The organism is Blautia sp. HA9023 (assembly GCF_056504095.1).
In genome coordinates, this window is record NZ_JBWLUR010000006.1 from 110,775 (window position 1) to 122,543 (window position 11,769).

An 11,769-nucleotide genomic window follows, 5' to 3' on the forward strand; every position below is an offset into this window, starting at 1 on the left:
TCCTGAGGCATTATCATTCTATAGCAATTCTGAAAATTATTTTTTCTCATACTGCTCGATCATACATTGATGTTCTTTTTTATCCTTATCATAATTAATCGCTACAAGTAAAATATCTCCTGTGTACTCCAAAACAGAATCTGGATACTTCCTGTCTTTAATCTGCTGCATTGCAGTCTGAGCGTTCTGATTCCACTTCAATTCAACTACAAGCGCCGGATAATCACTTTTATATTCCGGCTTCGGAATAAATACAAAATCTGCAAATCCACGTCCTGATGGCAGTTCCCGAACCGGCTTGAAATAATACTGCATAGCGCTTAAATATGCAATCGCCAGCACACTGCTTAATGAATTTTCGTTATGATACTGAATAACGGAAACATATTCATTATGGATTTTTTCTATCTGTGCAGCTACCACCGGACAATCCATTTCCAATGTTGCATCCAACAGCTTCTCCGATTCCTGCTGAAAAAGGATCATTTCATTCCAGGCTTTACTTTCTACCGCAGTTGTCAGCTCCTGCCTGATCTCTTCATTGGGCACAAATGCCGTTTTTCTGGTCTGGTCATAACCAAGATATCCCAAATGGATCATATAGGTCAGTACATCATCTCTGCTCTTTATATTCTCTGTATCATTTTTGAATGTCGCTGTATTGACTTTCACAGATGCACCGGACAACATTTCTATGATCGATGTTTTCAATCCATCATAATTCATATTAATAAGAGGCACGATCGCTTCATAGGACGCTGTTTCCGACCAGTAACTCTTAAATTCACCTTTAAGCATCACGCTGACTACTGCTCTCGGATTATAAACCTGACAGTCCTTCAAAAGATATCCATCATACCATCGCTTCACTTCATGAAAATCCTGTTGATATTCTTCCGAAAGATTCCGCACCTCATCTTCTGTAAATCCGATATACGGTGCAAGATTGCCCGCACTTAACATTGTAAATTCATCAAAATTATTAAGCGCTGACTGTGTTGTTTCTTTTTTTACCGGGAGAATACCTGTAAGATATGCAAGTTGGATATATCTGGTTGGTTCCGTCCCTTTGAACATTCCTCTGAGAAAATTAATATACTCTTTCTGCACTTTGGAATTCGCCGCTGCATCTCGGATCAGAACATCCCACTCATCAATGATCACAACGAATTTCTGCCCTGTTTTCTCCCGGATTCTTGAAAGCGCATCTGGCAAAGATATCTCTTCTGATGGTAACACACATGGATAAATCGTTCTCAGCTCATCCAGTATACTCTCTGTGATAAATGCAACAACGTCATCTGCCTTTGCACAATTTGCCAGAAACCACTGAACATCTATATGGATTAAATCATATTTATTGAGATGTTTTCGGAAATCTGCTGCCTTACTGATCTCCAGTCCTGAAAACATTTTTTCGGAATCCGCTCCCTTGCTGTAATACGCAGTAAGCATATTCGCCGTATAGGATTTCCCGAATCTGCGCGGACGACTGTTACAGATATAGGCATCCATAGTATCCAGAACAGTATTTGTGTACTCCAACAATCCTGTTTTATCCACATATATCCTGGAATTCAGTGCTACCTGAAATGCGCTGTTATCCGGATTTACAAATCTTCCCATTTATGTCCGCCCCTTTCTGAAACTATATACTATATCCCCGTACTTCTTGCTTTACAGTATATCGTAATCTATTCTGCATCGTCAATGGCTGTTGTCACAGAGTGTGACATCCTCTCCTTCTGCCTTATAAAAAAGAGGCTTCGATCCAATGTAAACATTCAAAGTATACATTGAACCTGGCCTCTTTTGTATGATATAAATTATCTGATTGTACTTACTGGACAATGAAATAATACGGAACTTCCATAACTGTTCGCTGATCTTTTGTTACGGTGATAACAAGCCGATAGCTGCCGGAGCCTGTAATTCCTCCGAGGGAAAATTTATTCCAATAATTTTAGTTCATATGACGCCTGTAAATATTGTACAGGCGTCTTTTTGTTTGTCGCAGAGTATACAACTCTGCGGCATTTCTTTTTTTCTATATAATACTTCTTATTTATAAGTACCGGATCTCCACATCCATCCCGCCGTTTCCGTCCGTTTCCAGAACTGCATAGCTGGGTCTTCTGCCCCGTTGCCTTGGGAAGGCCAGGCTTCCGGGGTTTACAAGAAGAATTCCGTCTTCTTTTTCCAGGACCGGCACGTGAATGTGTCCGAAAAATGCCGCATTGCAGCCACGCTGTTTTGCAGCATCTGCCAGCTGGTCAAAAGCCATGGACACGCCATAATAGTGACCATGTGTCACCAGTACCTTATTTCCTTCAATGTCGATCACATCTTCTCTTGGAAGATCGGAGAAAAAATCATTATTTCCGGATACAATGCTGCAGGGACAGTCTGCGAGGGCTTCGATATAAAATTCTCTGCCTTCCACGTCTCCACAATGCACCAGCATGTCAAAAGGAGCTTCCCGGTTTACTGCGATCTCCAGGTTTTCATCTCTTCCGTGGGTATCGCTCACGATCAGCACCTTCATACAAGTTCTTCCTTTATAAGGCGAAGGGCTTTTCCGCGATGGCTGATCCTGTTTTTTTCTTCCATGGAAAGTTCTGCGGAAGTGCAGCCATATTCCGGAAGATAAAAGATCGGGTCATAGCCAAAACCGTTCTCGCCTTTTTCCTCGTATCCAATGCGCCCCTCCATGGTGGCACGGACCATCTCTCTTCTGCCATCCGGGAAAGCCGCCGCAATGGCACAGACAAAACGTGCGGTACGTTTCTCATCCGGTACACCTTCCAGACGTTCGATCAGGTTCGCGTTTTTGATGTGGTAGGAAGTGTCCTCTCCCATGTAACGTGCGGAATAGATTCCCGGCTCTTTATTCAGATAGTCGATCTCAAGGCCGGAATCATCTGCCAGAACGATCTCACCGGTCATTTTGCAGATGGCCTCAGCTTTGATCATGGCATTTTCTTCGAAGCTTTTTCCATTTTCGTCGATATCCGCATGGATTCCGGCATCTTTCAGGGAAAGGATCTCAAGCTGGGGATCCGCAAGTATCCTTCGGATCTCCTTCATTTTCCCCTCGTTTCCAGTGGCAAAAATGATCTTTTTCATTCTTTTATACTTCCTTTCTTCGGCGGACGTGGTCCAAGGAACTGGTAATAGTAGGTTTTCATCATTCCGTTATAGATCTTACGGTTCTTGTCTGCTTTTCGGCCGATATCATTCTCTGCCTTGTCATAGGCGGTGATAAGATACATGGACCAGCGATCCAGGCGCTTATAGCTCTCGCCGATCTCACGGTACAGTGCCGGAAGATTCTCTTTTTCCTCGATTCGCTCACCATAGGGCGGATTGGTCACAATAAAACCAAACGGTTTGGAGTGGCGGAGTTCGCTGACCGGTCTCTGCTGAAAATGGATCAGTTTGTCCACTCCTGCCATCTTTGCATTGGCCCGTGCTGCCTTGATAGCTGCCGCATCGATGTCAAAGCCCTGGATATCCGTCTCAATATCAAGATTTACCCGCTCTCTGGCTTCTTCTCTTGCATCTTCCCAGCATTCCTTCGGGATGAGATGTTCCCAGCTCTCAGCCAGGAAGTGGCGGTTCATTCCAGGTGCCATATCCGCTGCCATCATTGCCGCCTCAATGGGAAAGGTACCACTTCCGCAGAAAGGATCCACGAGAATACGGTCTTTTTTCCACGGGGTCAGCATCAGAAGTGCGCTGGCAAGTGTCTCTGTGATGGGTGCTTTCACGGTCATCTGGCGGTATCCTCTCTTATGAAGAGATACGCCGGAAGTATCGATCCCGATCAGGGCCACATCTTTCATAAATGCCACACGGATTGGGAACTCCGGACCGTCTTCCGGGAACCAGGAAATTCCGTAGATGCCTTTGAGACGTTCTACGATGGCTTTTTTCATGATGGACTGGATATCGGATGGGCTGAAAAGTTTACTCTTGATGGAGTTTGCCTTGGCTACCCAGAATTTACCGTTCTTCGGTATGTAATTCTCCCATGGGAGAGCCTTGGTCTTCTCAAAAAGTTCGTCGAATGTCTCGGCTTTTACTTCGCCTACTTTCAGAAGGACGCGTTCTGTGGTGCGGAGGAACAGATTGGCGTCTGCCACACCCTGGGCGTCTGCCTCAAAAGTTACTCTTCCGTCTTCCACTTTGGTCACTTCATAACCAAGGTCCAGTATTTCACGTTTCAGTACCGCCTCTGTTCCGAAATGGCAGGGCGCTGTTAATTCCCACAGATTCATAAAGTGATCTCCCGTACTGTATTTCCTTCAAAGTCTTTGATTGTAAAAATTCCGTTCTCAAGGATTGCGTAGGTTGGCGGGTTGCCTTCCTTTGGAATGGATACGGAACCTGGGTTCAGAAGGATATAATTTCCCATGTTTTCTGCTTTCAGCACATGTGTATGGCCGTGGATCAGGATGTCGCCTTCCATCATTGGCGGAAGGTTATCTTTGTTGTAGATGTGACCGTGTGTGGCGTACAGAGTTTTTCCATCGATGGCGAGAATGCAGTAGTCTGCCATCACCGGGAAGTCAAGGACCATCTGGTCTACCTCTGCCTCACAGTTTCCGCGTACTGCGTAGATCTGATTTTTTCTTTCATTTAAAAGGCGGATGACTTCCTTCGGTGCGTATTCCTTCGGAAGGTCATTTCTCGGACCGTGATAAAGCAGATCTCCCAGAAGTACCAGTCTCTCCGCCTTCTCTTCGTCATATGCTTCCAGCATTTTCCGGCAGTAGTATGCCGAACCATGTACATCGGACGCGAACATATATTTCATAATCTTTTCTCCTTGTGGTTTGTGTCATTTTTATTCCTGTTCTTTACATTATCATGATTTCCTTTAAAATACAAGCACAAGCCATTGCCAGTCATGCATTCGTAATCCCCTTCAATGCTGGTCACGGAGCGAACAGTGATTCCGTTTCGATGCCGCCCTGCGATTTCCTGGTTCCTCTGATCTATTACTCTGTTTTATCCGCTTACAAGATTCCGGCCTCTGTAGGCTGCAAATCCGCCGATCACAGACCGGGTGCGGCAGCCCGCTCTTGCCAGGCTCCGGGCGGCCTGCATGCTGGCACCACCGCGGTCACAGTAAAGGATCAGGATCTTATCTCCTGAAAACTGGTACTTCTGCTCCTGTTGTTTCTCAAGATATTCTTCCAGCTCATGGTATGGAATGTTTACTGCGTTCCGGACATGTCCCTTTTTGTAGGAGACCGGATCCCGGAGATCTATGATAACGGCGTCACTGCGCTCCACATAATAATCCAGCATTTTGGCAGAGATAGTTTCGATCTGAAACATGGAAAAATCTCTCCTCTTTTTGCTATATTATATGGAAGCTTCTGTAGGAATGTTCCCTTATATGTATGGAAGCGGGAGAAAGCCAGCTCTGACTTTTTCCCGCTTTTTTTCCGATTTTTTCTGTATGATCCGGCCAACTGACTGATGGATCCTGTACCGCATAAAAATGGTGCTTCTGCTTATTGCGTATTGATCCTCTGCCTAGTATCTTCCGGATCACTTACCCTGAATATCTAGTATCTGTCGGACTCTCTGTCTTTCTCTGAATCGTACTCGTCGGATGTTTTGTTTCCGTAACTGTTGCCGTAGCTGTTTTTGGAACTGTTTTTAGAAGAATTTCTGGAGCTGTTTCTGGAACTGTTTTTTCCGCAGTTTCTGGAATCACTTTCCCCGTAATTTTTTCCCGCATAATTGGACTCATTTCTGTCTGTTTCGTAATTTTTCGCCATTTGAATTACCTCCTGATGAAGTTGATTTTTGCGGCTTTCTGAAGCTTTCTGCCGCTTTTTATTACAGGAAATAGTATCCCAAAAAGTTTGGAGATTATTCGCCAAAATGATATTGCTTTTTTTTCCAGTTTATATTATAATCATTCTTGTAAAAAGAATTTACCCTTCAAAAATTTTTTTTACATAACCCCTTATTTAATTATTTATACTCCCCTCGAAACACCCGGTAGCTCCCCTACCGGGTGTTTCTCTATGCAAAGAACAGGCCGCCGGAACGACCTTATCATTGTCGTTCCGGCGGCCTGTTTTTTATCCATTGATGGGGTTCACATGCACCATGCAGTGCTTTACGTCTTTGAATTTATCTTCGATGGTATGATGCACATTTTCCGCAATATCATGTGCATCGTTGAGGGATATTTCTCCTGCCGCCGCGATCTCGATATCCACGTACATTTTGGATCCGAAAAGGCGGGTTCGAAGAAGATCCACTCTTCTGACGCCCGGCACCTTGAGGATCTCACGGCGCATCGATTCTTCGGTTTTTGCATCACAGGAGTGATCTACCATCTTGTCAATAGCATCCCTGAAAATATCGATCGCAGCTTTGGCGATCATAAAGCAGATCACGATACTGGCAACAGGATCCAGGATGGGGTATCCCAGTCTTGCTCCGAAGATACCCACAAAGGCTCCGATAGAGGAAAGTGCATCAGAGCGGTGATGCCATGCATCTGCCATCAGTGCTCCGGAATTGATCTTCTTCGCAGCACCTCTTGTGTACCAGAACATCCACTCTTTTGTCACGATGGATACCACTGCCGCGATCAGCGCAAGGGTTCCAGGGATGGCGATCGTTCCGCCGGATGTACTTTTTACAATATCACGGACACCGGTAATGCCGATGCCAAGACCTGTTACAAGCAGCATCCCCGCAAGAACAATGGAAGAAACGCACTCCATTCTCTCATGTCCGTACTGATGCTCCTTGTCCGATTTTTTTGCAGAAAGACGGACACCGATGATAACAATAAAAGTACTTCCCACATCGGATGCAGAATGGATCGCATCAGAAATCATCGCTCCGGAATGCGCCGCAATACCGGCGATAAGTTTAAATATGGATAACAGCAGATTTACCAGGATACTGATCCCGGACACCTTCATCGCCGTCTGCTGTTCCCATGAGCTTTCTTTATCTGTGTCGTGTATAATCGTTTCGTTTTTTGTGTGTTCCATAAACAGGACCTCCTTTTGATTAGCATATGATTCTGGTCTTTCTTATGGCACAACATTTTCCGTGAAAAAACCGGCGGTTCTTTCACTACTCGCTGAACTGCGATTTCCGCCGGTGTTCTTTCTTATCTACATAGGGATCTCCCAGTTTCTACCTTCTGTTCCATCCATATTTTTGCAGTAAAAAAGACATACCTGCGAAACATACACTGTCCCGCAGATATGTCTGAAAGTAAAGCGGATACTCATCTTCCGCTTCACTACATATTCATGAATGCAATTGTTTCACAATTTGCGTTCAAATCCATATCCGCTGCCGCTTCCTGCGGCCCGGCCCCACGCCCTCAGATAAATACTCTGTTTCTGAATGGCGTCGCCTGCTCAGTTTGTACTGTTGATCTCGCATCCTGTTCGAATGTAATGCAGTGCAAAGAGAATTTTTACAGTCTTGCGGGTCTTCCGCTTGACTTCCCAGAAAGGATACACCTTGCACCATCTGTTAGTCAAGCCAAAGATTTTTTATATTTTATAGTAGGATTTTAAGGTATTACAGATATTATAAAACCGGGAGCGGATAAATCCACTCCCGGTCAAATCTACGATCTGTATTCAGTTGGAATGATCGATTATGCCTGCGGGCCAGCAGCAACGAGTGCTTTACCAGCAGCATTTCCTTCATATTTAACAAAGTTCTTAACGAATCTTGCAGCAAGATCTTTAGCCTTTGTCTCCCACTCTGCAGCGTCTGCATATGTGTCACGTGGGTCAAGGATTGCAGGATCTACGCCTGGAAGCTCTGTCGGAACCTCGAAGTTGAAGAATGGGATCTTCTTTGTCGGAGCTTTAAGAATAGATCCGTCAAGGATAGCATCGATGATACCACGAGTATCTTTGATGGAGATACGTTTTCCAGTTCCGTTCCATCCTGTGTTAACGAGGTATGCTTTCGCACCGCTCTTCTCCATTTTCTTAACGAGCTCCTCAGCATATTTTGTCGGGTGAAGCTCAAGGAATGCCTGTCCGAAGCAAGCGGAGAATGTAGGAGTAGGCTCTGTGATTCCACGCTCTGTACCAGCAAGTTTAGCTGTGAATCCGGAAAGGAAGTAGTACTGTGTCTGCTCCGGTGTCAGGATAGATACTGGAGGAAGTACGCCGAATGCATCTGCGGACAGGAAGATAACTTCTTTAGCTGCCGGTGCAGAAGATACCGGGCGAACGATGTTCTCGATGTGGTTGATCGGGTAGGAAACACGTGTGTTCTCTGTTACGCTCTTGTCAGCGAAGTCGATCTTTCCATCTTTATCAAGTGTTACATTCTCAAGAAGAGCGTTTCTCTTGATCGCATTGTAGATGTCCGGCTCAGACTCTTTGTCAAGGTTGATAACCTTAGCGTAGCATCCACCCTCGAAGTTGAATACTCCGTTGTCATCCCAGCCGTGCTCGTCATCACCGATCAGGAGACGCTTAGGATCTGTGGAAAGTGTTGTCTTACCTGTTCCGGAAAGACCGAAGAAGATTGCTGTGTTCTCTCCGTTAAGGTCTGTGTTTGCAGAGCAGTGCATGGAAGCGATGCCCTTAAGCGGCAGATAGTAGTTCATCATGGAGAACATACCTTTCTTCATCTCTCCGCCGTACCATGTGTTAACGATAACCTGCTCACGGCTTGTAATGTTGAACATTACAGCTGTCTCAGAGTTAAGACCCAGCTCTTTGTAGTTCTCAACTTTAGCCTTGGATGCGTTGTAAACAACGAAATCTGGCTCAAAGTTCTCAAGCTCCTCAGCTGTTGGCTGAATGAACATGTTTGTTACGAAGTGTGCCTGCCAAGCAACCTCAACGATGAAACGGATAGCCATACGTGTATCTTTGTTAGCTCCGCAGAATGCATCTACTACGAAAAGTCTCTTGTTGGAAAGCTCTTTCTGCGCAAGATCTTTAACTGCAGCCCAAGCTTCCTGAGTTGCAGGATGGTTGTCATTCTTGTACTCATCGGATGTCCACCAAACTGTGTCCTTGGAATTCTCATCCATAACGATATATTTGTCTTTAGGGGAACGTCCTGTGTAGATACCCGTCATTACATTGACAGCACCAAGCTCGCTGACCTGACCTTTCTCAAATCCCTCAAGCTCTGGTTTGGTCTCTTCCTCGAATAATGTCTCGTAAGAAGGATTGTACACGATCTCAGTTGTTCCGGTAATACCATACTTTGTTAAATCGATTTTTGCCATCTTAACATTTACCTCTCTTCTTTAATAGTAATTATGATAGCCACCTACTCTTGCAGGTTCTCGTCATCCTGCCATAGGAATTGGTCATTCCAACATCCCTATCCACAATTATACATAAATTGTACGTAAAAGCAACCAAAAAAATTCATTTTCCGCAAAAAAATGATAAATCTTTAACAGTGACGTTTTAGTACTGTCAGATTTTATTTCATCTACGCTTGACTTTTTCAGAATAATAGCTACAATATATCTGATTATAGTTATTATATATATTTATAATAATAACTATACTATTTTAATATATAGAAAGAAGTGATTTCTGTGTCAGATATTCCGGTTAAACGTAATCATATGAAAATCCCCTGGCACAACTACGTAAGCGCCAGGAACAGCCAGCCCATCACCGAGGCTTCTCTTTCCGAAAAAGCTTCCCTGATCGGCCGTACAGGCATGATGCTTCTCTCCTGTGGGACCGGTGCCTGGCGGGTACGGAGTTCCATGAATACATTGTCAGAAGCACTTGGCATCACCTGCTCCGCAGATATCGGACTAATGTCTATAAGCTACACCTGCTTTGACGGTGAGAGCAGTTTTTCCCATGCACTTAGCCTGACTACCACCGGCGTAAATACTTCCAGACTGAACAGGCTGGAACATTTTGTCAGTGATTTTCCTGCGGAGGGTATCCATATGAGCGGTGAAACACTGCACAGTCAGTTAGATGAGATCGAGCGGATCCACGGGCTTTATTCCCCTGCAGCCCTGGGAATGGCTTCTGCACTGGCCTGTGGTGCATTTACTTTTCTTCTGGGCGGTGGCCCGCTGGAAATGATCCTGGCTTTTGCAGGCGCAGGCATCGGAAACGCCATCCGCTGCAAGCTTGGCAAGCATCATTTTACTCTGTTTATGTGCATTGCAGTTTCTGTTTCCTCCGCCTGTCTTGTATATGCAGGCTTCCTGAAGCTGGCAGAGCTTCTGTTCCACATTTCCGTCCAGCATGAGGCCGGGTACATCTGTTCCATGCTGTTTATCATTCCGGGCTTTCCGTTTATCACAAGCGGGATCGACCTTGCCAAGCTGGATATGCGTTCCGGTCTGGAACGACTGGCCTACGCCATTATTGTTGTAATGGTGGCTGCTGTCTCTGCCTGGCTGATGGCACTGCTTCTTCATCTGAAGCCTGTGGATTTCCTGCCTCTGGAGCTTTCAGCAGCTCAGAGGATCCTGTTCCGGCTTCTGGCAAGCTTCTGCGGGGTATTCGGCTTTTCGTTCATGTTCAACAGCCCTGTCCGTCTAGCCGCAGCTGCCGCCTTCATCGGCGCACTGTCCAACACTTTACGTCTGGAGCTTGTTGATCTTGCCGGTTTCCCACCTGCTGCCGCGGCTTTTTTCGGAGCACTGACAGCCGGACTTCTGGCCTCCCTCATCAAAACCAAAGTGGGATATCCCAGGATTTCCATTACCGTACCATCCATTGTGATCATGGTTCCCGGACTTTATCTCTACCGGGCGATCTACAATCTGGGGATCATGTCCCTGAATGTTTCCGCCTCCTGGTTTGCAGCTGCGATCTTGATCATCGTTGCTCTTCCCCTGGGCCTTATTTTCGCCAGGATCCTTACGGACAAAATGTTCCGCTACTGCACCTGATGGGCATACAAAAAGGACTGCTTTCTGTAGCTTCCGGTCATCAGCTATCCTTCTGATAACCGGAGCAATACAAAAGCAGTCCTTTTTTATACACTCTATTTCATTACGATCTCATCCGCAATCCCGATCATTTTTTCCAGGCGGTCCGCAAATTTATGGATGGGGAGAAAAACGCCCAGTCCGTCATAACGTTTTCCACCATCCTCCACAGAATCCTGCCCATAATACACAAAAGCTCTTGGAAGCTTCTTCTGAATTGCCATCATGATATCCCATACAGCCGCATAGGCCTGTGCCTCCGTTTCCTTTTCCTTTACGCTGTCCGGAATCTCATACACCAGCAGCACACCGATATGTTCGCCCATTTTGTACTCTTCTACTTCCATGGTATCTTCATCATAGGCATGTCGCTTCCGGTAGCCATACGCCAGATACATCTTTACACCAGGCTTCTCCCTGTATATCCTGCGAAATCGGTCGTAATCCCTGTCACTTACATGGATTCCCTTTTCCCGCAGAAAATTTCCTTTTTCATCTGTGAGAAACACCGGATTCTCCTGTCCATCTGCATTGAACCTGAACGGTGCCAGAAAAGAATTTCGCAGAAGATCAAACATACTGTTCTGGCAGATCGCCATAAGGAGAGCAGTCAAATCACGGTTTTTATATGCGTCCAGCAATGCATAGGCGAATTTTTCCGGAGGAAGATATCCGCATTCTATGTCTGTATCCGCATCCATGGATTCATAGAAGGTCTCCGTCAGCCGTCTGCACGCCTCCGGATCCTTCAGGATCTTTTCAAATAAAAGCTCCGCCTTTTCCTCTCTTGGGAATAATGTGCTGTTTTCCACAATTCC

11 protein-coding genes and 1 riboswitch are annotated in these 11,769 nt (G+C 45.5%); of the genes, 1 reads left to right on the forward strand and 10 read right to left on the reverse strand.

From position 1 onward, the window contains the following. Window positions 1–36 precede the first annotated feature (36 nt). The 9 genes from AC04Q6_RS04690 to pckA all read right to left on the reverse strand — a co-directional run bounded on the left by AC04Q6_RS04690 (window position 37) and on the right by pckA (window position 9,262). The gene (locus tag AC04Q6_RS04690; RefSeq protein ID WP_118062718.1) at window positions 37–1,626 is read right to left on the reverse strand and encodes an AAA family ATPase; all 1,590 of its coding nucleotides are present in this window, start codon (window positions 1,624–1,626) and stop codon (window positions 37–39) included. A 439-nt stretch (window positions 1,627–2,065) separates the two neighbouring features. Then, entirely contained in the window at window positions 2,066–2,545 is a 480-nt protein-coding gene (locus AC04Q6_RS04695) for a metallophosphoesterase family protein (protein WP_021976243.1), read from the reverse strand. After that, window positions 2,542–3,126 carry an XTP/dITP diphosphatase gene (locus AC04Q6_RS04700; protein ID WP_476389554.1) on the reverse strand — a complete coding sequence of 195 codons (585 nt, stop codon included), beginning with the start codon at window positions 3,124–3,126 and terminating at the stop codon, window positions 2,542–2,544. Before AC04Q6_RS04700 ends, AC04Q6_RS04695 begins: the two co-directional genes overlap by 4 nt. Continuing rightward, a complete protein-coding gene (locus AC04Q6_RS04705) occupies window positions 3,123–4,280 on the reverse strand; it encodes a THUMP domain-containing class I SAM-dependent RNA methyltransferase (protein ID WP_021976241.1) in 1,158 nt (385 codons plus the stop codon). The genes AC04Q6_RS04700 and AC04Q6_RS04705 overlap by 4 nt, the downstream gene beginning before the upstream one ends. Further along, window positions 4,277–4,819: a phosphodiesterase gene (gene yfcE, locus AC04Q6_RS04710; protein WP_118169800.1), complete on the reverse strand. Its 543-nt coding sequence runs from the start codon at window positions 4,817–4,819 to the stop codon at window positions 4,277–4,279. Before yfcE ends, AC04Q6_RS04705 begins: the two co-directional genes overlap by 4 nt. Before the next feature lie 194 nt (window positions 4,820–5,013). Next, a complete protein-coding gene (locus AC04Q6_RS04715; RefSeq protein WP_021976239.1) occupies window positions 5,014–5,346 on the reverse strand; it encodes a rhodanese-like domain-containing protein in 333 nt (110 codons plus the stop codon). 233 nt (window positions 5,347–5,579) lie between these two features. Further along, window positions 5,580–5,795: a hypothetical protein gene (locus AC04Q6_RS04720; protein WP_021976238.1), complete on the reverse strand. Its 216-nt coding sequence runs from the start codon at window positions 5,793–5,795 to the stop codon at window positions 5,580–5,582. A gap of 309 nt (window positions 5,796–6,104) precedes the next feature. Then, entirely contained in the window at window positions 6,105–7,034 is a 930-nt protein-coding gene (locus tag AC04Q6_RS04725; protein ID WP_021976237.1) for a cation diffusion facilitator family transporter, read from the reverse strand. Window positions 7,035–7,238: 204 nt separating this feature from the next. Beyond that, window positions 7,239–7,426: riboswitch (NiCo riboswitch) on the reverse strand. Between the two features lie 231 nt (window positions 7,427–7,657). Further along, window positions 7,658–9,262: a phosphoenolpyruvate carboxykinase (ATP) gene (gene pckA, locus AC04Q6_RS04730; RefSeq protein WP_118169798.1), complete on the reverse strand. Its 1,605-nt coding sequence runs from the start codon at window positions 9,260–9,262 to the stop codon at window positions 7,658–7,660. Between the two features lie 351 nt (window positions 9,263–9,613). On the opposite strand from pckA, the gene AC04Q6_RS04735 reads away from it, so the two are divergent. Next, window positions 9,614–10,912 (forward strand): threonine/serine exporter family protein, encoded by a 1,299-nt coding sequence (locus AC04Q6_RS04735; protein ID WP_476389658.1) that lies wholly within the window; start codon window positions 9,614–9,616, stop codon window positions 10,910–10,912. Between the two features lie 95 nt (window positions 10,913–11,007). Here the strand turns inward: AC04Q6_RS04735 and AC04Q6_RS04740 are convergent, their stop codons facing one another. Further along, complete coding sequence (locus tag AC04Q6_RS04740) at window positions 11,008–11,763, reverse strand: DUF4866 domain-containing protein (RefSeq protein WP_181988205.1); 756 nt, start codon at window positions 11,761–11,763, stop codon at window positions 11,008–11,010. Window positions 11,764–11,769 lie beyond the last annotated feature (6 nt).